Here is a 24,665-nt window from a genome sequence, read left to right as displayed (position 1 = left end):
CGACCCACCCGGCGCGGCCCGACCTGCCCGGCCCACCCTGCCCGGCCCACCCGGCGCGGCCCGGCGGCATGATCGACTCGGTTTCATTGAAGTCGCGGTGTCCCAGGGCCATCAATAGCGTGGTATTCAGGAACGCGAGTGGATCTAGGCTGATCGCGCCTCAGATGGTGTCCGGCGCGGCACCCGACGGGGCCTGGTGCGCCGGAACCCACGCGCCCCGGGGGGTGGGAGGGTGTGGATCAGGTGGGGAGCGGTGCGCAGGAGGCGGCGGCGACCCCTTCGAGATAGCCGCGGGCGCGTTCCGCCTTGGGATAGCGACCGACCAGCGCCCAGAACCGGGCGTTGTGGCTGGGCACGATGAGGTGCGCCAACTCGTGGAGCAACACGTAGTCGATCACCCACTCGGGCATCTCCTGGACGCGGTGCGAGATGCGGATGCTGCGGTCCGCCGGGGTGCAGGAACCCCACCGGCCGTTCTGGTTGGTGACCCACCGTACGCTGGCCGGGACCGCTTTCGCGGGGTACTCGGCGAGATAGAGGTCGATGAGCCGGTTGGCGCGGGCCAGCAGCTCGGCGTCGGAGCGGGCCAGTCGCCCCTCACGCGCGGCGAGTCGGGCGAGCATCCGGTCGACCCACTCGCTCTCCTCGGCGCGGGAGAACTGGTCGGGGATGAGGACGACCACTCGCTCACCGTCACGGTACGCGGACACCGTGCGTCGTCGACGCTGGCTGCGCCGCACCTCGACGACAGGCTTGCGCGTCCCCGCCATCACTGGCCCGCGCAGCCTCGGCTACGTGTCACGAAGGAAAGCTAATGCCCACTGACCAGGGGTCCGCAAGAGTCAACCGCACGACACGCGCCCAGAAAATGGTGATTGGTCGCCAGGCGTCCCGAAAATTTCTTGACGGATGCGCCATCGCGCCATCTCGTCACCCTTCGTGAACGCCGATGACGCGGGTACGCGGCACGTCCCCACCGTAGGTGATCACCGTCCCGGATGCCCCTGCGGGGGCACTCGCACGGGTGGCTGTCAGGGTTTGGTCGGCGTGTCCCCGCCAAACTGACTTATCCGACCTATTTCGCCATGCACACTCTCGACGTCGACTTGCTCACAGTGTCGATGCACAGCTGACATGGAACTGCCCAGACCTGGGTAGGGTCCGCGAACCAGCGGTCACGAAGGTGGCCGCGGAGTGAGACCCAGCGCCGGCGCCCCGTGTGGCCCGCCGCCGGGCACCCCGCCGGAACGGCATTGACCGGCGGACGAGACGAGGAGGGCACCGTGGCCGACCAGGCCCAGACGACCTACAACGGTTACTGCGTGAAGTGCAAGGAGAAGCGGGACTTCGAGGGGCACGTCGAGGTCTCGAAGACCGGAATGAACATGGCCAAGGGCAAGTGTCCGGTATGCGGAACAACAGTGAACCGCATCCTGGGCAAGGCCAAGGTCTGACCCGAACGGGGTGAACGGGGGTGGGGTGGCCGGTGGCCACCCCACCCCCGTTGCCGATCGGCGCTCGACGCCACCGGCGTCGGGGGCGGCCCTGTCGGTTGGCTGACAACACGGCTCGCGGGCTGTGGAAAACCCGCCAGATCCTGTGGATAGCGCTGGACAGCGGCCTGACCGCCTGTGGACAACGATCGACCGAGCGCGAAGACGCGGTCACGATTCGTGACATGAGCCGCACCGCACTGCTCCGCCCCACCCTGCTGCCCGGCCTCAACCGGCTTTGGCGGGACCGGCACACCCTCCAGCTCGGCGTCGGCCCCGGTCCGGCAGTCCTGCTGGAGTTGGCCAACCCCCGCGCGGCCCACCTGCTCGACCTGCTCGACGGCACCCGCAGCGAGCGCACCGTGCTGGCCGAGGCGACGACCGCCCAGGTCAGCGCCAACGACGCGCGTACCCTGCTCGACGCGCTGCAAGCTGCCGGCCTGTTGGTGCCGGCGCACAGCCTGGTCCCCCGCGACCTGACCGGCCCGGTCCGGGCCCGACTCGCGGCGGAGGCCGGCGCGCTGGCCCTGACCGCCACCCGGCTGCCCGGCACCCCGGCTCAGGTCCTGCGTCGGCGGCGGGCGGCCCGCGTCCTGCTCACCGGTGTCGGGGCGCTCGGCGGGCCCCTGACGGTGGCGCTGGCCCAGTCCGGCGTGGGCCAGGTGATTCCCCAGCTCACCGGCCCGGTACGCGCCGTCGACCTGATCGGCACGGGCATCCCCGCCGCCGACCTGGGTCGCCCGCTGGCATCGGCGGTACGGGCCGCGGTCGATCGCGTCGCGCCGGGCACCGGCACCCACCCGAGCCGCGCCGGGCGGGTCGACCTGGTGATCCAGCTCGGCATGGACCGGCCTCCCGCGCTGCTCGCCGCCGGTTTCGCCCAGCGCCGGCAGCCGCACCTGCTCGTCACACTCCGCGAAGGCGTACCGGTGATCGGGCCCTTGGTCCGCCCGCCCGCCGGGCCCTGCCTGCACTGCGTCGAGCTGCACCGGGCCGACCGCGACCCGGATTGGCCGCGGCTCGCCGCTCAACTCGCCGTCGCCGACCCGGTGGCCGCCGGAACGACCGGCACCCTGCTCGCGGCCTGCGGGTACGCGCTGGCCGAGGCGCTGACGCAGCTGGACGGGGGCCAGCCGGAGACGCTTGGTGGTGCCGTGGAGATCGCCGGTGCCGGCCGTTTCCGTCGTCGGGGTTGGCCGCCACACCCGGCGTGCGGGTGCTCGCAGGGCCGAGTGTCCGCACCAGCCCGGCCGCAGAGCAGCAGGGGGGCCCTCCGGTCGGTAACAATGACCGGGTGACCGACATCCCGCGCCGCGCCGTGTCCCGCACCGCCAAGCTCGCCGCCCTGCCGCTCGGCTTCGCCGGCCGGACCGTTCTCGGGATGGGAAAGCGCGTCACCGGGCTCGCCTCCGACGTGATCTCGGCGGAGATCCAACAGCGCACCGCCGAGCAGCTGTTCAGCGTCCTGGGTCAGCTCAAGGGCGGGGCGATGAAGTTCGGCCAGGCGCTGTCGGTCTTCGAGGCGGCTCTGCCGGAGGAGATCGCCGCGCCCTACCGGCAGGCGTTGACGAAGTTGCAGGAGGCCGCGCCGCCGCTGCCGGCCGCCAGCGTGCACAAGGTGCTGGCCGAGCAGCTCGGCCCCGACTGGCGGGACCTGTTCGTCGAGTTCAACGACGTTCCGGCCGCCGCCGCGAGCATCGGCCAGGTGCACCGGGCGCGCTGGCGCGAGCCGGGGTTCGACGCGGCGGGCGCACCGAACAGCCGCGACGTGGCGGTCAAGATCCAATATCCGGGGGCCGGCGACGCCCTGCTCGCCGACCTCAAGCAGCTCTCCCGACTGGGCGGGATGTTCCGGGCCATCCAGCCCGGCCTGGACGTCAAGCCGCTCCTGGCCGAGCTGCGCGAACGGATCACCGAGGAGTTGGACTACGAGCTGGAGGCCGAGTCGCAGCGCGCCTTCGCGTCCGCGTACGCCGACGACCCGGAGATCTACATCCCGGAGGTGGTCAACGCCTCGCCGCGGGTGCTGGTCACCGAGTGGGTGACGGGCACCCCGCTGGCCGACATCATCCGGGAGGGCACCGAGGAGGATCGGAACGAGGCCGGCCGGTTGATGGCCACCCTGCACCTCTCCGCGCCGCAGCGGGCCGGGCTGCTGCACGCCGACCCGCACCCGGGAAACTTCCGGCTGCTGCCCGACGGTCGGCTCGGCGTGATCGACTTCGGGGCGGTGGCCCGTATGCCGGAGGGCACTCCGGAGCCGATCGGTCGGATCGCCGCGATGGCCCTGCGCGGCAACGCCGACGAGGTCGTGGCGGGGCTGCGGTCGGAGGGGTTCATCGGCTCGGCCGACGAGATCGACGCCGAGGGGGTGCTCGACTTCATCCGTCCCATGCTGGAGCCCATCGCGGCGGACGGCTTCCGGTTCACCCGAGCCTGGCTGCGGGCCGAGGCGGGTCGACTGGCCAGCCCTCGCTCCCCCACGTACCAGCTGAGCCGGCAGCTCAACCTGCCACCGTCGTACCTGCTGATCCACCGGGTGACGCTCGGGTCGATCGGGGTGCTCTGCCAGTTGGAGGCGAAGGCCCCCTACCGGAGCATCCTGGAGCGCTGGCTGCCCGGCTTCGCCCCGGTCGCCTGAGCAGGTCGAGGCCCGGTCGCCTGAGTCGAGGCCCGGTCGCCTGAGCACGTGAGGGGCTGAGAACGTGAGGAAGGGCGGGTGCCGGTCGGCACCCGCCCTTCTGAGTGGAGTGGTACTAGAGAACGCCCAGGTCGCGAGCCGCCTGATTGCGGCCGGTCATGGCGACGGTACGGGCGGATCGGGTTGCCTCAGTGCTCGTGGTGGTACGACCGGCCTGAGGCCGGCGCATTCGAGCCCTGGTCAACGCTTCGTTGAGTAGTTGCATCTCGAAGGCTCCACTCGGAATGTTCAACATCGTTTTCTCACTCACTGCCGGTAGGACACCGGCGTCGTTGGAACGGGTCGGGAACATGTCAGGCTGCCAGCCGGACCGCGCCACGCACCTCGGACAGCCCACTGGCTGCCAGGCGCGCCTCGGCCTCGACCCGAAGCGCGGCGTCACGGGCGACGTCCTCCTTACGCGGACGGCCACGGGGCCGCTTACGCGGGACAACCGCGCCACGCTCGAAGATCTCGCCGCCCCAGACGCCCCAGGGCTCCGCTCGCTCAACGGCTCCGGCCAGGCACTCGACGCGCAGCGGGCAGTCCCCGCAGAGCGACTTGGCCAGCTCGAGCTCGGTGGGCGAGTCGGAGAACCACAGGTCGGGGTCGAACTTCCGGCAGGGCAGGTTCGCCTCCATCTCGACGCTCATGTCGAGGGGGGCCAACGCCAGACTCATCTCCCGGTCACCTCTCTCTCACTTCGATCTCGTGGATCGCATTCCGACGTACTTACGGCGGGCAAAAAACTGAGGCCGCGGATCCCGGTAAGCGGGTTCCGCGGCCTCGAGGTGAGCCGGAGTCTGATGGTCAGACCGGTTTACCTCGAGGTGGAACGCCGCGGACATCCACGCGCTTCTTGACGTCATTGATGCCCATGCCCGTGAAGCCACTGGTCCCCTCGACTCCGACGGGCGCGACGGTCAGGGTCAGCTCGGCCTGAACCTGGTGCACCTGCGGAACCGACGGTCGTGCAGCCGTGAGGGCCACCCGGACAGCCGACAGCGGAGCGCAGACAGACGGCATCGCCGTCAGACGCTCATAGGTGAAGATCTTCACGGTGGCCACCTCCCTCACGTTCCTCGAATCGACTGGACCGCCCCCGTGAGCAGCCGGAATGGCGCCGCTCGCGTGGTGTGTCCTGAGGCTATTCCTCGCGCCGGGGCGAGGGCAAACGAATTTACGACGAGATTTCGAAAGTTTTCTCCGGGCAGACATCGTCCACCCCGGCACCTGCCACGAGGGCCAGCACCGACTCCCCGTAGAGGCCCAGCTTGCGGGGGCCGATACCGGCGATGGCGATCAGCTCCTCCGACCGGGCCGGTCGCCGCTCGGCCAACGCGACGAGCGTCGCGTCGGTGAAGACCACGTACGCCGGGACCTTCTGCGCACCGGCCACCCGCTGCCGCCACTCGCGCAGCCGTTCGTGCAGCTCATCGTCGATGTCGGACGGGCAGGTGGGGCAGCGGCCGAGCTTTCGGTCCGGGCCGGCGAGCAGAGTGGCACCGCAGATCCGGCAGGAGACGATCTGGGTGCGTCGCCGCTCGGGACGGCGGGCCGGACCGGTGCCGCCGCTGGCCCGTTCGGTGCCGCCGGAGCGGTCCAGGTGGGGCAGGAACCGCGACGGCCGCCGGGCCCGTCCGCCCGGCGACCGCGCGGCCGCGTACGACAGCCAGAGCCACTCGCGTGCGCGGGTGATCCCGACGTAGAGCAGCCGGCGCTCCTCCTCGACCTGCTCGACGGTCTTCGCGTACGTGGTGGGCAGGGTGCCCTCGGCGAGACCGACCAGGAAGACCGCGTCCCACTCCAGGCCCTTCGCCGAGTGCAGGGACGCCAGCGTCACGCCGTCCACGGTCGGTACGTGCTGCTGGGCGGCCCGGCGGGCCAGTTCCTCGGTGAAGTCGGTGAGGGTGACCGGGCGTTCCACCGAGGCGGCCTCGCCGATCGGCACGACCTCGGGGGTCGCCGCGTACTCCTCGGCGAGCTGGACCAGCGCGGACAGCGCCTCCCACCGCTCGCGGGCGGCACCGCCGGTCGGTGGGGTGTCCGGGGTCCAGCCGACGGCGGTGAGCGCCTCGACGACGGCGGCCGGCAACGGTGTCTCTCCCGGGATCGAGCGGGTGGCGGCACGCAGCGCGACCATCGCCTGGCGCACCTCGGCCCGTTCGAAGAACCGCTCCGCGCCTTGCACGACGTACGGCACCTCGGCCTCGGTGAGCGCCTTCTCGTACGCCTCGGACTGGGCGTTGACCCGGAACAGCACGGCGATCTCCTTCGCCGGGGTGCCCGCGTCGATCAGGGAACGGCAACGCGCGGCCACCGCGTTCGCCTCCGCCGGCTCGTCGGTGAAGATCCGCAGATCCGGTTCGGGGCCCGGGGGGCGCTGGCCGCTCAGTTCCAGGCGCAGGCGCGCCTCGGTGCCCCGGGCCTGGGAGATCACCGCGTTGGCCAGCCCGACCACCTGCGGGGTGGAGCGGTAGTCACGGACCAGCCGGACCACCGTGGCGTTGCGGTGTCGGCGCGGGAAGTCGACCAGGTACGCCGACGTCGCCCCGGTGAACGAGTAGATCGTCTGGCTGGCGTCCCCGACCACTGTCAGGTCGTCCCGGCCGCCGAGCCAGGCGTCCAGCAACCGCTGTTGGAGGGGGTTGACGTCCTGGTACTCGTCGACGACGAAGTGCCGGTACTGGCCACGGACCTGCTCACCGACGTCCGGGTGCTCCTCGATCCCCCACACCGCGGCCCGCAGCATGTCCTCGAAGTCGATCACACCGTTCGAGCGCTTGAGCTGCTCGTACGCGGTGAACACGTCGGCCACCTTCGCCGGCTCGTGGGGTGTGTCGCGCAGCGCCCGGGCCGCGGCCACCACGTAGTCCGTCGGTTCGACGAGCGACGACTTCGCCCACTCGATCTCGCCGGCCAGGTCGCGGGCGGCGGCCCGGTCGGTACGCAGGCCGACCCGGGCGGCAGCGAGGGTGACCAGTCGTACCTTGCTGTCCAGCAGTTCGGGCATGGCACGCCCGGCCAGCAGCCGGGGCGCGAAGTACCGCACCTGACGCAGCGCGGCGGCGTGGAACGTCCGCGCCTGGACGCCACCCACCCCGAGCACCGTGAGACGACTCCGCATCTCGGCGGCGGCGCGGGCGGTGAAGGTGACAGCGAGCACGTGTCGGGGGGAGATCTCCCCGGAGAGCGCCCGGTGGGCGATTCGGGAGGTGATCGCGCGGGTCTTGCCGGTGCCGGCGCCGGCCAGGATGCAGACCGGGCCGGCGGGTGCGGTCACCGCGGCGCGTTGCTCCGGGTCCAGCCCGGCGAGCACCTGTTCCGACGCTGAGTGAACCGCCACAACCAGGAATCATCTCAGCTCCTCCCAGCGTTGCAGCGAACAGCCTCGGCTTGATCGGCAAGCCGCGGCCGGAGGAGTTGGAGGATCCGACCATGTTGACGATGTATTCCACCCCCTGGTGCGGCTACTGCCACCGGCTGAAGTCGCAGCTCGACCGGGAGGGCATCGGTTACGAGGTGGTCGACATCGAGCAGGACCCGAAGGCCGCGGAGTTCGTGATGAGTGTCAACGGCGGTAACCAGACGGTGCCGACGCTGCGCTTCGCCGACGGCAGCGCGCTGACGAATCCCTCGATCACCCAGGTCAAGCAGCACCTGGAAACCCTCAACGCCTGATCTGCCGGTTCATCCTCGGCGCACGGCCGCCCCACCGGGGCGGCCGTTCGTCGTGTCTGGGCACGAGTCACGGTGGCGACGGTCGGCGGGCGTTGGAAGTCCGGGTCGGTCGGTGTCCTCAACCGGTCGGCGGGGTGCCGGGAGCGTCGGGCGGGTGGGTGGCGTCGGTGCGGGTGCCCCGGGCGGCGCGCTCAGGTGGCGGCCCCGCCACAGGTAGCTACCGGCGGCCAGGGTGGCCACTCCGACCAGCGCGAACAGCAGCCGGTAGTCCAGTAACCCGACCAGCAGGGCACCCGCCCCGATGGAGAACGCCTGCGGCCCGCTGACCACCGCCTGGGTGGCCGCGGCGACCCGGCCGACCAGCGCGGGCGGGGTGCGGCGCTGGATCAGCGTGTGCAAACCCACCATCGTCAGCGGGAGCGAGACCCCGGCCAGCAGCACCGCCGCGAACCCGAGCCGCAGATCGGGGTACGCGAGCGCGAGCGCGGCCGGCGAGAAGAAGGCGACCCCGGCGGCCAGCGTGCCGACCTCGCCGAGCCGGCGGACCAGCGTCGGTGAGCAGAGTCCGCCGAGCAGACCACCAACGCCCTGCACGGTGACCAGCACACCCACGAACGCGGCATCCCGGTTCAGCCCCTGGTCCACGTAGGCGAAGATGAGCGACTCGCTGAAGCCCATCACCAGTGAGCCGAGCCCGTAGCCGAGCAGGGCCCGCCGCAGGGCCGGCTCGCCGGCCAGGTGCCGCAGGCCGGCGCCCAGCTCGGCCGGCCACCGCAGCCGTACGGTCGGCGGCACCTGTTGCGGGGCGGGCAGCGCGGTCACCACCGCCGCCGCGGTCAGAAATCCGACCATGCCGATTCCGGCCAGCGCCCAGCCGCCGAGCGCCGCGTAGAGAGCCGCGCCCACCAGCGGGCCGACCAGTCGTATCCCCTGGCGTACGGTCTGCAGCACGCCGTTCGCCTCGGCCAGCAGCTCGACCGGCACCAACTCGCGGATGAGCCCGCTGAGCGCCGCACCGAGCGTGATGGACGAGAGTCCGTAGAGGGCGGCCACCAGGTAGACGACCCAGACGTCGCCCGCGTCGTGGACGGTGAACAGCGGGGTGAGCAGGGCGGCGGTCGCCACGTTCGCGGCGACGAAGAACGGTCGGCGCGGGTAGCGGTCCACGACCCAGCCGACCAGCGGTGCCAGCGTCATCGGCGCGATGACCGCGAAGATCGTGGCACCGGCCAACCCGTCCGAGCCAGTCAGATCCTTGACCCAGATGGCGAGTGCCAGCAGCAGGATCGACTCGGCGGTCATGCTGGCCAGCAGGCCGCCGAAGAGCAGACGGAAGTCGGGTCGGCGCAGGATCGTGCGCATGGGTCCCTCCGGCGGGATGGCGTGCCCAGGTGGGCGAGGTCGACGGCCGCGACCGCGGGTCCGTCGTCGTCCGGCATTCCCGTGGTCCGATTTTCGCAAGACACGCCCTCGCCGGAACCTCCGACACCGGTCGCGCCGTCCATACTGACCGTGGGGGGCGAATTTCATACAGTTACCGTCGCGTCTGCGGCGGTCGACGGGAAAGAGGACACTGTGCCTCCTGCCGCACCCAGCCCGATCCTGCGTCGTCGCCGGTTGGGCATCGAGCTGCGCCGCCTGCGTGAGGCCGCGGGCCTCACCGGCGATCAGGTCATCGAGCGTATCGGTTGGGCCTCCGCGTCCAAACTGTCCCGCCTGGAGAATGGCCGCAGCCGACCGGACCCGCAGGACGTCGGCGACCTGCTCGACCTCTACGGCGCCGACCAGGCGCTGCACGACGAACTGCTGGGCATCACCAACGAGGCCGGCGACATGCGCGGCTGGTTGAAGAACTTCCCGGTGATGACGCAGCAGCAGCGCGGCTGGGCCGAGTTGGAGGCGGGCTGCGCGGAAATCTCCGAGTACAACCCGGTGCTGGTGCCGGGCCTGTTGCAGACCCCCGGGTACGCCCAGCTGCGGATCGTGTCGGCCCGCCAGGTGAGCGCGGGCGCGGGCGAGCCGGAGCCCGGCGACGAGCCGGAGACCGAGGTGCAGGCGCGATTGGCCCGCCAGTCGCTGCTCACCCGGGAGCCGCACGCTCCCCGCTACACCGCCGTGCTGGAGGAGGCCGCTCTCGGCCGCCGGGCCGGGCCGCCGGAGGTGCTGCACGAGCAGCTGCTCCAACTCTGCGAGCTGGCCCTGCTGCCGAACGTGACCCTGCACGTGCTGCTCCGGGACACCCAGATCGGCAGTTGGTTCCTTCCGCCGACCGCGTTCTCGGTCTATCGGTTCGCCGATCCCCTCGATCCGGAGACATTGGCCATCGAAGGTGGCTTCACCGACGTCATGTCGACCGAGGCAATCACGCTAAATCGCTATAAAGTGGTGTTCGAGTGGCTATGCACGGCGGCACTTAACGCCTCGGACACCCTCTCCTGGCTGATCGAGGCGGCGGGACGGCTGACCGAGGCGACGCCCCCATCCACAGTGGCGTTCGGGCCGGCAACGGCGCCGACCCAACGCCGCCAGGGTTCGGGGCGACTGACGGACCGGTGATCCACGGGGGACCTCCGTCGGGCGTGCGGCACCACTCGTCCCATCGGATCGCTGCACATCAGGAGCAGAACCATGAACGACATCCGCAACACGCCGTCCGTCTCCGCCCACTCGTTGGCGGACGCCCCGTGGCGTACCAGCACCCGCAGCCAGACCTCCAACTGTGTGGAGGTCGCCCCGCTCGCCACCGGCCCGTCGGCGGTCGCCCTACGCGACAGCAAGGACCGGGGCGGCCCGGTGCTGCTGTTCAACCGCGCGGGGTGGCTCGGTTTCATCACCGGCGCCAAGAAGGGCCAGTTCGATCTGAACTGACCCGGTCATCGGGTACGGGGCCGTCGGCGTAGCGCCGGCGGCCCCGTCTCGTCACACCCGTCGACCCGTCGCCCGGTGACCCGCCAACCCTGCTGAGCAGCCATCGACTGATCGGACGAGGCTCGAAACCGATAGGCGCGTTTCAGTTGCTGAGACGAACACGGGGCGTAACATGGCCCTCGGATACGTGGAACTTCCACACTGCTCATCCGTCGCGGTTCATCCGGAGACCCACATGCGGTTCCTGATCGTTCGCACCGACATCCGCGCCGTCGCCGACGGGGACATCGCCGCCGCCTGGGCGGACGGCCATCGACTTCGCGACGAGACGACCGCGCCCGAGCCGCGACGTCAGATCGTGCACGCCGAGGACCGGGACGCCGCGCTGCTGCTGGCCCGCGCCCTGGCCACCGTCGGCGCGGTCCGCGCCGGCAAGCAGCGGGTCAAGGTCCTCCCGCTGATCGAGTCGCGGCCCGCCTTCCGACACAGACCGGGCCGTACCGGCACCTGATTCACAGGTCGTCCGTCGTGGTCGGACCGGCTCCCCCGCCGCGTTACTCGCACCCGCCGACCACGACGGCCCGTGTTCCCGGCCCGTGACCGTCGCGGCAACGGCGGCCGCGGGCCGGGACCGCGCTCAGCGGTCGGCGTCCACCCAGCCGTCCAGCCACCGGTGAATGAGGAAGAGCGCGATCGACGACGGCGGCGGCAGGACCAGTCGGGCCCCGTCGCCCACGTCGACCGTCTGCCCGGCCAGTGCCGCCCCGATCTCCTGGCGGGAGAACCACCGGGCGTACGCGATCTCGGACGGGTCGACCCGCACCGGCTCGGCCGGGTTCGCGGTGGCAAGGAAGCCCAGCATCAGCGAACCGGGGAACGGCCAGGCCTGGCTGCCCACGTACCCGATGCGCTCGACCCCGATGCCCACCTCCTCGCGGACCTCGCGCAACACTGCCGCCTCCGCCGACTCGCCCGGCTCGACGTAGCCGGCCAGGCAGGAGTAGCGGCGACCACCGGGGGTGCCCTGCCAGCCGGCGTTGTTGCCGAGCAGGCAGCGGCCGTCCGGGCCGTCCACCCCGTCGTGAACGAGCACGATCATCGCCGGGTCGGTACGCGGCCAGATCCGCCCGCCGTTGCGGTCCACCCGGGACCAACCGGCCTCGTCCATCGCGGTCGGCGCACCGGTGCTGGTCGAGTAACCGTGCCGGGTGTGCCAGTTGACGAGTGCCAGCGCGGTGGTGAAGATGCCGGCCTCCCGGTCGGCGAGCAGGTGACCCACCTCGCGGAGGTGGACCGCCCGGGTCCCCGGGATCGCCGGCAGCGGCGCGTCGACGGCGAAGACCGGCACCCCGTCCGGCTCGACCCCCAGGAACATCGCCGCCGACTCGGAGCCGGCGGGCACGTCACCCGCCCCGAACAGCACCAACGTCGGCGGCGACGTCTCGGTGCGGGCCAGCGTCCGACCGTCGTCGGTCGAGTCGATCAGCAGCACCCGGGCGCGCAACCACGCCTCGGTCAACCACTGCGAGTCGCCCCGCCGGTGCGCCGCCCGATCCAGCGTGGACCGCGCCAACGGCGGCGCCGCCTCCCCGCTCACGCCTGTCGCTCGGTGTGGACAGCGGTCAGCGCGGCCAGCCCCGGGGTGATCCGCTCCGCGTCGCCGAGCACCACGATCGCCGCCCGAGCCGGTGCCAGGTACCGGGCCGCCGCCTGCGCCACGTCCTCGATGCTCGCCTTCGCCAACCGCGCCGCGTACTCGGCGAGGAAGTCCAGGCGTAGCCCGTTGCCCGCGTACGCGCTGGTCAACGCGGCCAGCCCGGCCTGGGTGGACATGCCGAGCTGAAGGGTGCCCAGAGCGTACTGCCGGGCCTGCTCCAACTCCTCGGGCTTCGGTGGCAGCGACGCCAACCGGCCCAGCTCGTACGTCGTCTCCAGCAGCGCCGGACCGGTGACCTCGGTGGCCACGTCGGCGGCGGCGACCAGCACCGACCCGGCGACGGAGTGCTCGATACCCGAGTGCGGGCCGTACGTGTAGCCCTTGTCCTCGCGGATGTTCTCCACCCACCGGGAGGAGAAGTAGCCGCCGAAGATCAGGTTGGCGAGTTGCAGCGGGGCGTGGTCCGGGTCGGTGCGCGACACCGCCGGAAGCGCGATCCGCAGCGACGACTGCACCGAGCCCGGCCGGTCGACAAGCAGCAGCGGCCCCGGCTCCAGCGGCGGGGTCGCCGGCAGGTCGGCCACACGCCCGGCACCCGACCAGCCGCCGAGTGCCCGCTCGGCGGCGTCCAACGCCTTCTCCGGCTGCACGTCACCGACCAGCACCAACTGCGCGCCGGTCGGATGCACCCGCTCCGAGTGCAGGGTGCGCAGGGCCGCCGGTCGGACGGCCCGGATCTGGTCGGGCTCGGGCGTCTGCGTCGCGTACGGGTGCCGGCCGTAGATCCGCTTGAGCAGCGCCTCCCGGGCCAGGTGCGCCGGTTGACTCTGCGCCACCTGGATCCGGTCGACCAGTCGGTCCCGTTCGGTGGCCACCTCGTCGCTGGGGTAGCTGGCGCCGGTCAGCACCTCGGCCAGCAGCTCCAGCATCCGGTCCAGACCGGTGACCAGGCCGGCGCCGGAGAGCATCAGCCGGTCCGGGTCGACGCCCGCGGAGAGCCCGCCGCCCACCTTCTGCAACTCGGCGGCGATCTGCACGCTGGTCATCGACCCGGTGCCGGAGAGCATGGTCTGCGAGAGCATCGCGCCGCGGGCCAGGTGCACCCGACCGAACGGCACCCAGAGCCGCAGTTCGACCAGGGGCACGGCGGGCCGGCGTACCGCGATCACGGTGAGCCCGTTGGGCAGCGTCCGCTCGGCCTGCTTGGGCACCTTGAGCTTGCGGGTCGGACCGAGCGGGGGAAGCGTGCGCGGCGCGGCGGCCACAGTCCCGGTCATCGGGCACCTCCGGGGATGACTTCGATGGCGGCGCGACGCTCCGGACGCACTGTGGCCGCGGCGGCCCGGACCTGCTCCTCGGTGACCTCGCCGACCAGCCGGGGCAACTCGTTGAGCAGGCCCGGCTCGCCGCGTTGCTGCTCCAACACTGCCATCCGCAGCGCCCGACCGAGCACCGCGTCGGTGTCCCGCAGCAGGTGGGTCGCCATCCGGGCCTGGGTGCGGGCCAGCTCACCGTCGGTCAGCCCGTCGGTGGCCAGCCGGTCCAGCTCCTCGTCGATGGTGCGCAGCACCTTGTCCACGTCACCCCCGGGCGGCAGGTGCGCCTGCAACAGCAGCGCGGTGGGGTCGCGGACGTCGAACGGGTCGCCCATGAAACCGAGGTATCCGCCGAGGCTGGTCACTGTGCGGTCGCGCTGCACCAGCCGCTCGACCAGCCGCGACGCGTCGCCGTCGGTGAGCACCTCGGCCAGCACCACGTACGGCAGGTAGCCGGCGAAGTCGGTGACCGGGTCGGGCACCCGCCACGCGCCGGCCACCGCCGGCAGCGGCGCCAGGGCGTCGGTGTACGAGGTGCGCCGCTCGGCGCTCAGGTCGGGTTCGGTGAAGTCGGGCCGTTGCGGTGCCGGCCGGGCCGGCACGTCGCCGAAGTGCCGGCTGACCAGCTCGGTCGCCTCGGCCACGTCGATGTCACCGCTGACGGCGAGCACGGCGTTGCCGCTGGCGTAGTAGCGGCGGAAGAAGTCCGCTGCGTCGGCGACGGTCGCCGACTCCAGGTCGTCGAAGGAGCCGTAGCCGTCGTGGGCGTTGGGGAAGGTGTCGAACATGACCGGCGGCAGGGTCAGCCAGGGGAAACCGCCGTACGGCCGGTTGAGGACGTTGACCCGGATCTCCTCCTTGACCACGTCGACCTGGTTGCGCAGGTTCTCCTCGGTCAGCCGAGGGCCGCGCATCCGGTCCGCCTCCAGGAACAGTGCGCGTTCCAGCGCGTTGCTCGGCAACGTCTCGAAGTAGTCGGTGTAGTCCAGGTGGGTGGAGCCGTTGAAGGTGCCGCCCGCGCCCTGCACGTGTCGGAAGTGAGCCAGCTTCTCCAGGTTTTCCGAGCCCTGGAACATCAGGTGCTCGAAGAGGTGGGCGAAGCCGGTGCGCCCCTCGGGCTCCGAGCGGATGCCGACGTCGTAGACCACCGCCACCCCGATCACCGGGGCACTGCGATCGGGGGTGAGCACCACCCGCAGGCCGTTGTCGAGGGTGAACCGCTCGACCGGATACTTCGTCGCTGGAATTCTGGATCTCCGCGCCGCCACGGAGTCGACCCTAGCGCGTCGACACGGTCGCCACCCGCGACCTTCCCGGAGCCGCCGCGACGGGGGCGGTCACCAGGGTCAGCACCTCGTTGGCGACCCGTTCGGCCTCCTCGCGGTGCGGCCGAGTCGATCCGACGGAACCGGGCCTTTGCGGCGGCGATCCGCTCCGGGCTCGTCCCGGCCAGCAGCCGGTCGCTCCCCGCCAACGCTACGCCGCTTATCACAGCAAGCTGGTAGGAAATGCCGACATAACTGAGACGCGCCATCCCGCCATGTGGATGGGTCTTGACGCTGACCACGGCCTGGCCCACTCTTCCTACCAACTAAGTAGGAATACTGCGGATTGGATGGACGATGAGACGGCTCCCCCTGCGCCGGACGGTCACGCTGATGACCCTCGCCGCCCTCGGCGCGGCGACCCTGGGCAGCACCGCCGGGTGCGGCGACGACAGCGAGGGCGCGGGCGGCAGCTCCGGCCCGGTGACGCTGCGCCTCGGCTACTTCCCCAACATCACCCACGCGCCAGCGGTCGTCGGCGTGGAGAAGGGCATCTTCGCGGAGAAGCTCGGCACCGACGTCAAGCTGGACCCGAAGACCTTCAACGCCGGCCCGGCCGCCATCGAGGCGGTCTTCTCCGGCGCGCTGGACGCCACCTACATCGGTCCGAACCCGACGGTGAACGCCTTCTCCAAGTCCAAGGGCGAGGCTGTCCGGGTCATCTCCGGAGCGGCGTCCGGCGGCGTGGCGCTGGTGGTCAAGCCCGGCATCACCGGGGCGCAGGACCTGAAGGGCAAAAAGATCGCCACCCCGCAGCTGGGCAACACCCAGGACGTGGCGGTCCGGTACTGGCTCAAGCAGCAGGGCCTCACCACCACCAAGGAGGGTGGCGGTGACGTCAAGATCGTGCCGCAGGAGAACGCCCAGACCATCGAGACGTTCACCAGTGGCGCGATCGACGGGGCGTGGGTGCCCGAGCCGTTCGTCTCCCGCCTGGTCAACGCCGGCGGCACGGTGCTCGTCGACGAGCGTGACCTGTGGCCCGACAAGAAGTTCGTCATCACCAACCTGCTGGTGAGCACGAAGTTCCTCAAGGCGCACCCGGACGTGGTGCAGAAGCTGGTCGACGGCCAGGTGGCCGCCAACGAGTTCGTCAACACCAAGCCGGAGGAGGCGCAGCAGGCCATCTCCGACGCGATCGGCAAGATCACCGGCAAGCCGCTGGACCTGAAGCTGATCAAGCAGGCGTGGCCGACGTTGGAGTTCACCAACGACCCGATCCCGTCCTCCCTCAAGGCCGGGCTCGACCACGCCGTCGACGTGCAGCTGACCGAGCCGGTGGACCTCAAGGGCCTGTACGACCTGAAGTACCTCAACAACGCGCTGAAGGCCGCCGGCAAGCCCGAGGTCGTCCAGCCATGACGTCGACCACGACGACGCCGCGGAGCGCGACCACAGCCGTCGCGCTCTCCGGCGTGACCAAGGTGTACGGACGCGGGTCGAGCGCCGTCCTGGCCCTGGACGGTGTGTCGCTGGACGTCGCGCCCGGCGAGTTCGTCTGCCTGGTCGGCGCGTCCGGCTGCGGCAAGAGCACCCTGCTCAACCTGGTGGCCGGGCTGGACCGGGTCAGCGGTGGCCAGATCACCCTGGCCGGCGACGTCAACCCGGGCCTGATGTTCCAGGAACCGGCGCTCTTTCCGTGGCTGACCGTCGACGCCAACGTGGAGGTCCCCCTCAAGCTGCGCCGGCTCCCCCGGGCCCAACGCCGCGAGCGGGTCGCCGAACTGCTGCGGACGGTGCACCTGGGCGACTTCGGCCGCAAGCGCCCGCACGAACTCTCCGGCGGGATGCGGCAACGGGTCGCGCTGGCCCGCACGTTGGCCCTGGACACCCCGGTGCTGCTGATGGACGAGCCGTTCGGCGCGCTGGACGCGATGACCCGGGACATCCTGCACGACGAGCTGGAACGGATCTGGTCCGAGCGCCAACTCTCGGTGCTCTTCGTGACGCACAACGTCCGCGAGGCGGCCCGACTGGCCGACCGGATCATCCTGCTCTCCAGCCGACCCGGCCGGATCATCTACTCCACCGAGGTGACCATCCCGCGCCCCCGTCGGATCGACTCCCCCGAGGTCGCGGCCATCGCCGCCGAGGTCACCGAGCGGCTCCGTACGGAGGTGGGCCGCCATGGCCAGTGACACCCTCACCAGTTCGGCGCGTACCGACGCCGAGATCACCGGCCTGGACGCGCTGGAGATCGCCGGTCGGGACAAGGACGTCTCCCGGGGCACCCGCCTCTGGGCGGCCACCTGGCCCAAGCTCGCCGCGCTGGCCATCGCCATCGCCGCCTGGCAACTCGTGGTCCTCTCGGGCTGGAAGCCGCCGTACTCGCTGCCCGGCCCGCTGGAGGTCGGCCGCGAGCTGATGGCCCAGGCCCAGAGCCCGCAGCTCTGGGACGGCCTGGTCACCACGTTGCGCCGGGCCGCCCTCGGGTACGTCTTCTCGGTCGCCGTCGGCCTGCTGCTCGGCCTCGCGGTGGCCCGGTCCACCGTGCTGCGCGCCGCCATCGGCTCGATGATCACCGCGTTGCAGACCATGCCGTCGATCGCCTGGTTCCCGCTGGCCATCCTGCTCTTCGAGCTGAGCGAGAAGGCGATCTTCTTCGTGGTGGTGCTCGGAGCGGCACCGTCCATCGCCAACGGGGTGATCTCCGGAGTGGACTACGTGCCGCCGCTGCTGCTGCGCGCCGGCCGCAACCTGGGCGCCCGTGGGCTCAACCTCTACCGGTACGTCATCGCTCCGGCCGCCCTGCCGGCGATCGTCGCCGGGCTCAAGCAGGGCTGGGCGTTCTCCTGGCGCAGCCTGATGGCCGGTGAGCTGCTCGTGGTCGGCATCTCGCAGACCTCACTCGGCGCCCAGCTCACCTACTCCCGCGAACTGTCCGACGCGCCCTGGCTGCTCTCCACGATGATCGTCATCCTGGTCGTCGGCCTGGTCGTGGACGCCGCGTTCGGCGCTGCGGACAAGGCGATCCGGCGTCGCTGGGGCGTACTGGACCAGGCTGGTCAGTGACGTGTTCGTCTCCGCGCGCAGCGACTACGCGCTCCGGGCGATGCTCGCCGTCGCCGCCGCCGGTGGTGGCGACGGCGACGGCGACAGGGCCGGCGAGTTGGTGAAGGCTGCCAGCCTGGCCGATGTGCAGGGCATCCCGCTCAGCTTCCTGCAGGGCATCCTGCTCGACCTGCGCCGGGCCGGTCTGCTGCACAGCCACCGCGGTGCCGACGGCGGGTACGCGCTGACCCGCCCGCCCCACGAAATCACCGTCGGGGACGTGCTGCGCGCGGTCGGCGGTTCGCTCACCACGGTGCGCGGCCTGCCGGCCGAGCGGGCCGACTATCACGGAGTGGCCGCGGGGCTCACCGACGTCTGGCTGGCGGTGCACGGGGCGATCGCCACCGTCGTCGACAGCACCACCCTCGCCAACCTGCTCACCCAAACCCAAACCCCCACAACCCCCTAGCCCGCCCGCGCCGCGCCCCCGCGCCCCCGTGTCCCGCGATCTTGCACTTTCTGTCGCGGCAAAAGGGACGCATCCTGCCGAATTGACAACCGAAAGCGCAAGATCGGCGCATGCGTGGGTTGCGGTGGGTTGCTGTGGGTTGCGGCGACGGTGATGTGGTCGGGCCGGTGCCCCGCCGACCCGACCACACCTCGCACCGATCCTGACCGGGCCTGCCCCTCCGCCGGCACCGGTAGGCCGGTCGCTGCTCAGCCCACGTGTGCGTCCGCCGGGCCGGAGCCCGGGCCGCCAGGACTGTGCAGCTCCACCAGACCGGCGGGAGCATTGCCCGCCGGGGTGGCATGCCAGGGCGCGAAGGCCGCGACCATGGCGAGCAACAACCCGGCGAGCGCGACCGCGACCACCAGGATCAGTTCACGCAGTGCGCCCGAGCCGGCTTCGCCCGCCATGGTCACCCCTCCCGTGTCGGGCCCCCCGCCCGACTTCCCCCGTCCGTCAGCCTCGACCACCACCGGCCGGGGCGCAGTCGGCCAGCCGACCCAGCGGAGGCTGATTACCGACTCAGCCGAACGGGTGACCGAGCCCTCATCACGAGGCGGCCCGGAGGGCACGCGATGGGCGGGAACGACACCGACCCGCCCAGCCGAAGCGGGACGGGTCGGTCGACGAGCGGAAGATCAGACGGTACGGGGGCGACGCGGGCGCCGGGAGCGTCCCGACGCGCGGTGCGCCGGCCGGGCGCCGCCGTCGGAGGCCGAACCACCGGAGGTACGCGTCCGAGAGGCGGGCACCGGCGGCGCGACGATGGTCACCGGCACACCGGACGGCTCACGGGCACCGGTCACCCGGGCCAACGCCGCGTCACCGGGGCGCACCTGGACCGACTCGGGTCGGATGCCGGCAGTGGCCATCAGCCGGGACACGTCCCGGCGCTGCTCCGGCAGGACCAGGGTGACCACGGAACCGGACTCGCCGGCCCGGGCGGTACGGCCGCCCCGGTGCAGGTAGTCCTTCGCCTCGGTCGGCGGGTCCACGTTGACCACCATGTCCAGGCCATCCACGTGGATGCCACGGGCCGCCACGTCGGTGGCGACCAGGGCGGTCACCTGACCGTTGCGGAACTGCTCCAGGATCCGGGTGCGCTGCGGCTGGGACTTGCCGCCGTGCAGCGCGGCAGCGCGTACGCCCTTGGAGAGCAGCTGACGGGCCAGCCGGTCGGCGCGGTGCTTGGTGCCCATGAACAGGATGGTGCGGCCCTCACGGGCGGCGATCCGGGTCAACGCGTCGGGCTTGTCGGCGGCGTCGACGTGCAACACGTGGTGGGTCATCGCGGTGACGGTCGCGGTGCCCGGGTCGACCGAGTGGGTGACCGGGTTGCTCAGGAAGCGGCGGACCAGCCGGTCCACGCCGCCGTCCAGGGTCGCGGAGAAGAGCATCCGCTGCCCCTGCGGCGCGACCTGCTCCAGCAGCTTGGTGACCTGCGGCAGGAAACCCATGTCGGCCATCTGGTCGGCCTCGTCGAGCACGGTGATCTCGACCTGGTCGAGCCGGGCGTCGCCACGGTTGATCAGGTCGTGCAGCCGGCCGGGGGTGGCGACGACCACCTCGGCACCGGCACGCAGCGCGTCCGCCTGCCGTTGCAGCGACAGCCCGCCGACGACGGTGGCGCAGCGCAGCCCGACGGCGCGGGCGTACGGGGCCAGGGCGGTGGTGACCTGCTGGGCCAGTTCGCGGGTCGGCACCAGCACCAGGGCCAGCGGGCGACCCGGCCGGGCCTTACGGCCGGCGGTGCGCGACAGCAGGGGAAGCCCGAAGGCGAGGGTCTTGCCGGAGCCGGTACGGCCTCTTCCCAGCACGTCCCGGCCGGCGAGCGAGTCGGGCAGCGTCGCCGACTGGATCGGGAACGGCTCGGTGATGCCCTGCGCGGTCAGCGCGGTGAGCAGCGCCGGCGCCAGACCGGTATGGGCGAAAGAGGGAATAACTGTGGTCATGCGGAAGCCTTCCTCGACGCGGCACGTGTCGAGGGAGGGCGCCGAAGTCGGCGCTGTCAACCAGCGGAAAGAGACCGCCAGGACTCACAAGCACGAACCGAAGGGAGTACAGGCCGGCCCGCCGCCGGGCCGCCGCCTGCGGACGCAGGCGGCGGCGGGGCGGGCCGGTCCCGTCACCGTCACACCCGGAGGGCGCGACAGGTAATGCTGACCGATCCGAAGATCAGAGCGGGCGGATGTTCTCCGCCTGCGGGCCCTTCTGGCCCTGGGTCACCTCGAACTCGACCCGCTGGTTCTCGTCCAGGCTCCGGTAGCCGGAGGACTGGATCGCCGAGAAGTGGGCGAAGACGTCAGCGCCGCCGCCGTCCGGGGTGATGAAGCCGAAGCCCTTGTCAGCGTTGAACCACTTCACGGTGCCAATAGCCATGTGTTTCGTCTCCTTGACGGAACGTCGGACGCGCACTTGTTGCACGCCCGAAGAGGAGCGCTCCGCGCGGGGATGCGCGAATCGCCTGTCGCTTCTGGTCGCCCCGCCCGGAGAACTCCGGACACAACAAAGAGCGCCTGGGGCCACAATCCCGCCAGGCGCACACAGAGTCTCTGGTAACCAAAACTGCAACCCGGTCAACCTACCACGGTTTTCCCCGCAGTGGTCAATGTTGGGCAGAATCCTCGGGCAACTGGGCGATCATGGCCGTGAGGCCCGCCACATCCAGCAGGTCGGCGGGCCGTACGGTCACCCCGTGCCGGACGTAGTGGAACGCCGCGCCCACCCGCTCGACCGGCACACCGGCCAACTCCGCCCAGGCCAGCCGGTACACGGCCAGCTGCACGGCGGCCACCTCAGCCGCCGGCCCGGTGGGCTGCGCGCCGGTCTTCCAGTCGACCACGTCGAACCGGCCACCCGGCCGGGCGAAGACCGCGTCCATCCGGCCTCGTACCACCACCCCGGCGATCACCGTGGCGAACGGCACCTCCACCTCCACCGGTGACCGGTCGGCCCACTCGCTGGCCAGGAACCGCTCCTGAAGCTCGACAAGCGCCTCGTCGGGTGCGGCATCGGCATCGGCAGCGCCGGGCAGTTCGTCCAGGTCCAACAGGCGGTCCGCGCCGAAGCGCTGCTCCAACCAGGCGTGGAAGGCGGTGCCCCGACGCGCGTACGGGTTGGGTTCGGTCGGCACCGGCCGGCGCAGCGTACGGGCCAGCGCCGCCGGATCGCGCCGCAACGCGACGAGTTGGGTGACGCTCAGCGCCCCGGGCAGCGCCACCTCGACCGCACCGGAGAGCCGGGTCAGCTCGGCGCGCTCGGCCAGCAGCAGGTCCGCCTCACGCTGCCAGCGCGCCACCTCCGGGTCCACCTCCGGCTCGGCCGCCTCGACAGTCGGCCCGCCCGGCATCACCGACCCGGCGGGCGCCGAGCCGGCCGCCGCCACCGATCCGGCGGGCACCGAGCCACTCGACCCGACCGGCCCGGGGAGGACCGGCCCGACCGGTCCCGGGAGCGCCGCCGCCGGACCGTCGGCCATCAGGCGACGCACCAGCCCGGCAGCCTCGGCCAGCGCCGGCCGGCGACCACCCAACGGGTCGGCCGGCCACTCCGCGCGGAGCACCACCTCGGCCGTGGGGTTCGTCGCGTCCGGGGTCGGCTCCGGTGCCCACACGTCGATCAGGTGCCCCGGCCCACCGTCGAGGCAGGCGTCGTACACCTCACGCAGGAAGACCGACGGACCTCGCGGTCGCTTCGTGCCCTCCCCCCACCAGTAACCGGAGCAGAGCAGCAGCCGGCGCGGCCGGGTCACCGCCACGTACGTCAGCCGGCGTTCCTCCCGCTCGTCGTGGGCCCGCCACGCGTCGGTGAAGTCGGTCACCGCCCGCGCCACGGCCCGCTGGTCGCCCGCCTCGTCGAGCGCCAACTCGGGCAGCCCGTCGGCGTCACCGCGCAGCGGGAACGGCAGCACGCCCAGCCCGCCCAACCAGTGGTCGGAGTTGCGGACCGGCCCGGGCCACAGCCCGCGACTGAGCCCGGCCACCGCCACCACGTCCCACTCCAGACCCTTGGCGGCGTGTGCGGTGACCACCTGCACCGCGCCCTCCACCACCTCGACCTCGCCCGGCGCCAGACCACGCTCCTCGTCCTCGGCGGCGGCCAGATAGGACAGGAAACCGGACAGGGTGGCGCCGGGCGTCTCCCCGCTGAACCGGGCCGCCACGTCGCCGAGCGCGTCCAGGTGCCCCCGGGCCAGGCCCGCGTCGCCGGCGCCGTCGCGGCCGGCCCGCACCGCGACCTCCACGTCCAGGCCGATGGTTCGCTCGATGTCCGCGATCAGGTCCGGCAGCGCCTGGTCCAGTCGGTAGCGCAGCAGCGCCAACTCCCGGCCGTACGCGCGCAGCCGCGCGAACCCCTCCGCCGAGTACGCCTGCGCCGGCCCGAGGTCGGCCAGCGCCTCCACCAGAGTCGCCTCGTCCAACAGGTCGGGGCTGATCTCCGCGTCGTCGTCGGCGGCCACCTGCCGTCGAGCTTTAGCGATGGCCCGAGCCCGGCGGTGCAGGGCCACCAGGTCACGCGGCCCGATCCGCCAACGGGCACCGGTGAGCAGCCGCAACAGCGCGGCCCCGTCGGTCGGGTCGGCCAGCACCCGCAACGTGCACACCACGTCGCGCACCTCGGGAGTGTCCAGCAGGCCGCCCAGCCCCACCACCTCGACCGGCAGACCACGCTCGCGCAGCGCCGACTCGATCGCCGGGATCTGGCTGCGTACCCGAACCAGCACGGCGGTCGTCGGGCGCCGCGCCACCGGGATGTGCTCCGGGGCCACGCCCGGCATCCCGGCCGCCCCACGCCAGGCGGCCAGCACGCTGTCGGCGATCCAGTCGGCCTCGTCGGCGTACGTGGGCAGCATCGCGCAGTGCACGGTGCCCCCGGCCGCACCGGCCGGGCTGCGGTGCGGGATCGGGTCCCGGACGGTCAACGCCGAGCGCAGCTCCGGCACCCGGGCACCCGCCGCCCGCAGCGGGGTGGAGAGCGCGTTCGCCACCCGGAGGATCTCCCGACGGTTGCGCCAACTCGTGGTGAGCCCCAGCGCCGGGGCCGGCTCACCGTCGGCGCGGGCGAACTCGGTGGGAAACCGGTCCAGGGTGCCCGCGCTGGCCCCCCGCCAGCCGTAGATCGACTGGCACGGGTCGCCCACCGCGGTCACCGGGTGCCCCCCACCGAACAGCGCGTTGAGCAACACCACCTGGGCGTGGCTGGTGTCCTGGTACTCGTCGAGCAACACCACCCGGAACCGGTCCCGCTCGATCGCGCCGACCGCCGGATGGTCCCGGGCCACCCGCGCCGCCCGGGCGAGCTGGTCGGCGAAGTCCATCGCTTCGAAGTCCACCTTGCGCCGGGCGTACGCCCGCACCAACGGCAGCAGCCGCAACCGGGTCTGCTGCAGGGTGAGCGCCTTGCGCACGTCGGCGTACACCCGACCCGGCCGGGACTGCACCTCGGCGAAGAACCGACCGGTCCAGGCCGCCAACTCGTCCGGCGCGACCAGGTGCTCGTCCAACTCCCCGGCGAGCGCCAGCACCGCGTCGGTGATGGTGCTCGGCATCCGGTCCACCTCGGACATGTCGCCGTCGTAGTTGCGCACCAGCAGGTCCACCAACTGCCAGCGGGACGCTTCGGTGAGCAGCCGGGTGGACGGCTCGTAGCCAGCCCGTAGCCCGTGCTCGGTGACGATCCGCCCCGCGTACGAGTGGTAGGTGGAGACGGTGGGCTCACCGGCGAGCGGATCGTCCAACGGGTCCCGCCCCTGCCGGCCGACGCGGCGGATCAGCTGGTCGAGCCGGGTGCGTACCCGATGGGCCAACTCGCCGGCCGCCTTGCGGGTGAAGGTCAACCCGAGGATCTGCTCCGGCCGCACGTACGAGTTGGCCACCAGCCAGACCACCCGCGCGGCCATCGTCTCGGTCTTGCCCGACCCGGCACCGGCGACCACCAGCAGCGGCTCCACCGGAGCGGCGATGATCGCGGCCTGCTCCCGGGTCGGTGCCGGCAACCGCAGCAGCTTGGCCAGCTCCACCGGCGTGTACCGGGGGCCGGAGTCCGCGAGCCGGGGCGTCGGTGCGGGACCCGCGCCGAACAGGGTGGGCTGACTCACGGTGTCGTCACAGGCTGCAACACCGGCTCACTCCTCGCCCTCACTGTGC

Annotated in this window: 23 protein-coding genes; 11 read left to right on the top strand and 12 right to left on the bottom strand. The window is 71.9% G+C overall.

Annotated features, from left to right (window positions below; genetic code table 11):
* Window positions 1-239: 239 nt before the first annotated feature.
* Window positions 240-770, bottom strand: a complete 531-nt coding sequence (locus KBX26_RS24250) for a M48 family metallopeptidase (RefSeq protein ID WP_030337586.1) — start codon at window positions 768-770, stop codon at window positions 240-242.
* 513 nt (window positions 771-1,283) lie between these two features.
* Here KBX26_RS24250 and KBX26_RS24245 point away from each other — a divergent pair.
* From KBX26_RS24245 to KBX26_RS24235, 3 genes are all read left to right on the top strand, one after another.
* Window positions 1,284-1,454, top strand: coding sequence for a DUF5679 domain-containing protein (locus KBX26_RS24245; RefSeq protein WP_167457767.1), 171 nt, complete (start codon window positions 1,284-1,286; stop codon window positions 1,452-1,454).
* A 224-nt stretch (window positions 1,455-1,678) separates the two neighbouring features.
* A complete protein-coding gene (locus KBX26_RS24240) occupies window positions 1,679-2,791 on the top strand; it encodes a TOMM precursor leader peptide-binding protein (protein ID WP_030337585.1) in 1,113 nt (370 codons plus the stop codon).
* Window positions 2,788-4,134 (top strand): AarF/ABC1/UbiB kinase family protein, encoded by a 1,347-nt coding sequence (locus tag KBX26_RS24235; protein WP_030337584.1) that lies wholly within the window; start codon window positions 2,788-2,790, stop codon window positions 4,132-4,134. Before KBX26_RS24240 ends, KBX26_RS24235 begins: the two co-directional genes overlap by 4 nt.
* 353 nt (window positions 4,135-4,487) lie before the next feature.
* On the opposite strand, the gene KBX26_RS24230 is transcribed toward KBX26_RS24235, so the two are convergent.
* From KBX26_RS24230 to KBX26_RS24220, 3 genes are all read right to left on the bottom strand, one after another.
* Window positions 4,488-4,853, bottom strand: coding sequence for a WhiB family transcriptional regulator (locus tag KBX26_RS24230; protein WP_030337583.1), 366 nt, complete (start codon window positions 4,851-4,853; stop codon window positions 4,488-4,490).
* Window positions 4,854-4,983: 130 nt separating this feature from the next.
* Window positions 4,984-5,232, bottom strand: a complete 249-nt coding sequence (locus KBX26_RS24225; protein ID WP_210866499.1) for a hypothetical protein — start codon at window positions 5,230-5,232, stop codon at window positions 4,984-4,986.
* 121 nt (window positions 5,233-5,353) lie between these two features.
* Window positions 5,354-7,519 (bottom strand): ATP-dependent DNA helicase UvrD2, encoded by a 2,166-nt coding sequence (locus tag KBX26_RS24220; protein ID WP_210866498.1) that lies wholly within the window; start codon window positions 7,517-7,519, stop codon window positions 5,354-5,356.
* A gap of 92 nt (window positions 7,520-7,611) precedes the next feature.
* On the opposite strand from KBX26_RS24220, the gene KBX26_RS24215 reads away from it, so the two are divergent.
* Window positions 7,612-7,854, top strand: a complete 243-nt coding sequence (locus KBX26_RS24215) for a mycoredoxin (RefSeq protein WP_030337579.1) — start codon at window positions 7,612-7,614, stop codon at window positions 7,852-7,854.
* A 9-nt stretch (window positions 7,855-7,863) separates the two neighbouring features.
* Here KBX26_RS24215 and KBX26_RS24210 read toward each other — a convergent pair whose 3' ends face one another.
* Complete coding sequence (locus KBX26_RS24210) at window positions 7,864-9,216, bottom strand: MFS transporter (protein WP_210857828.1); 1,353 nt, start codon at window positions 9,214-9,216, stop codon at window positions 7,864-7,866.
* Between the two features lie 213 nt (window positions 9,217-9,429).
* Between KBX26_RS24210 and KBX26_RS24205 the strand changes: the two genes are divergently transcribed.
* The 3 genes from KBX26_RS24205 to KBX26_RS24195 all read left to right on the top strand — a co-directional run bounded on the left by KBX26_RS24205 (window position 9,430) and on the right by KBX26_RS24195 (window position 11,233).
* Window positions 9,430-10,410, top strand: coding sequence for a helix-turn-helix transcriptional regulator (locus tag KBX26_RS24205; protein ID WP_030337576.1), 981 nt, complete (start codon window positions 9,430-9,432; stop codon window positions 10,408-10,410).
* Window positions 10,411-10,482: 72 nt separating this feature from the next.
* On the top strand, window positions 10,483-10,722 hold the full coding sequence (locus KBX26_RS24200) for a DUF397 domain-containing protein (RefSeq protein ID WP_030337575.1): 240 nt from the start codon (window positions 10,483-10,485) through the stop codon (window positions 10,720-10,722).
* Between the two features lie 235 nt (window positions 10,723-10,957).
* Window positions 10,958-11,233, top strand: a complete 276-nt coding sequence (locus KBX26_RS24195; protein WP_210866497.1) for a hypothetical protein — start codon at window positions 10,958-10,960, stop codon at window positions 11,231-11,233.
* A 126-nt stretch (window positions 11,234-11,359) separates the two neighbouring features.
* On the opposite strand, the gene nudC is transcribed toward KBX26_RS24195, so the two are convergent.
* The 3 genes from nudC to KBX26_RS24180 are packed head-to-tail and all read right to left on the bottom strand — an operon-like array spanning window position 11,360 to window position 14,963.
* On the bottom strand, window positions 11,360-12,319 hold the full coding sequence (gene nudC / locus KBX26_RS24190) for an NAD(+) diphosphatase (RefSeq protein ID WP_210857825.1): 960 nt from the start codon (window positions 12,317-12,319) through the stop codon (window positions 11,360-11,362).
* Complete coding sequence (locus tag KBX26_RS24185) at window positions 12,316-13,656, bottom strand: pitrilysin family protein (protein ID WP_210857824.1); 1,341 nt, start codon at window positions 13,654-13,656, stop codon at window positions 12,316-12,318. Before KBX26_RS24185 ends, nudC begins: the two co-directional genes overlap by 4 nt.
* Window positions 13,653-14,963, bottom strand: coding sequence for a pitrilysin family protein (locus KBX26_RS24180; protein ID WP_030337570.1), 1,311 nt, complete (start codon window positions 14,961-14,963; stop codon window positions 13,653-13,655). The genes KBX26_RS24185 and KBX26_RS24180 overlap by 4 nt, the downstream gene beginning before the upstream one ends.
* Window positions 14,964-15,317: 354 nt before the next feature.
* Between KBX26_RS24180 and KBX26_RS24175 the strand changes: the two genes are divergently transcribed.
* The 4 genes from KBX26_RS24175 to KBX26_RS24160 are packed head-to-tail and all read left to right on the top strand — an operon-like array spanning window position 15,318 to window position 18,480.
* Entirely contained in the window at window positions 15,318-16,382 is a 1,065-nt protein-coding gene (locus KBX26_RS24175) for an ABC transporter substrate-binding protein (protein WP_210857823.1), read from the top strand.
* Window positions 16,379-17,158 (top strand): ABC transporter ATP-binding protein, encoded by a 780-nt coding sequence (locus KBX26_RS24170; protein WP_030337567.1) that lies wholly within the window; start codon window positions 16,379-16,381, stop codon window positions 17,156-17,158. The genes KBX26_RS24175 and KBX26_RS24170 overlap by 4 nt, the downstream gene beginning before the upstream one ends.
* Window positions 17,148-18,032 carry an ABC transporter permease gene (locus tag KBX26_RS24165; protein WP_030337566.1) on the top strand — a complete coding sequence of 295 codons (885 nt, stop codon included), beginning with the start codon at window positions 17,148-17,150 and terminating at the stop codon, window positions 18,030-18,032. Before KBX26_RS24170 ends, KBX26_RS24165 begins: the two co-directional genes overlap by 11 nt.
* 1 nt (window position 18,033) lies before the next feature.
* A complete protein-coding gene (locus KBX26_RS24160) occupies window positions 18,034-18,480 on the top strand; it encodes an Rrf2 family transcriptional regulator (protein ID WP_210866496.1) in 447 nt (148 codons plus the stop codon).
* A gap of 248 nt (window positions 18,481-18,728) precedes the next feature.
* On the opposite strand, the gene KBX26_RS24155 is transcribed toward KBX26_RS24160, so the two are convergent.
* The 4 genes from KBX26_RS24155 to KBX26_RS24140 form a co-directional block, all read right to left on the bottom strand.
* Entirely contained in the window at window positions 18,729-18,929 is a 201-nt protein-coding gene (locus KBX26_RS24155) for a hypothetical protein (RefSeq protein WP_036412564.1), read from the bottom strand.
* A 228-nt stretch (window positions 18,930-19,157) separates the two neighbouring features.
* Window positions 19,158-20,471 carry a DEAD/DEAH box helicase gene (locus KBX26_RS24150; protein ID WP_030337563.1) on the bottom strand — a complete coding sequence of 438 codons (1,314 nt, stop codon included), beginning with the start codon at window positions 20,469-20,471 and terminating at the stop codon, window positions 19,158-19,160.
* 223 nt (window positions 20,472-20,694) lie between these two features.
* Window positions 20,695-20,898, bottom strand: a complete 204-nt coding sequence (locus KBX26_RS24145; RefSeq protein ID WP_007464836.1) for a cold-shock protein — start codon at window positions 20,896-20,898, stop codon at window positions 20,695-20,697.
* A 226-nt stretch (window positions 20,899-21,124) separates the two neighbouring features.
* Window positions 21,125-24,616, bottom strand: coding sequence for an ATP-dependent helicase (locus KBX26_RS24140; protein ID WP_210866495.1), 3,492 nt, complete (start codon window positions 24,614-24,616; stop codon window positions 21,125-21,127).
* Between the last annotated feature and the right edge of the window lie 49 nt (window positions 24,617-24,665).

Origin of the sequence: Micromonospora sp. C97, from assembly GCF_018070385.1 — a bacterium.
Classification (GTDB): Bacteria; Actinomycetota; Actinomycetes; order Mycobacteriales; family Micromonosporaceae; genus Micromonospora; species Micromonospora parva.
The sequence above is the reverse complement of the archived record's forward strand: the minus strand, read 5'-3'. Positions and strand labels throughout refer to the sequence as shown.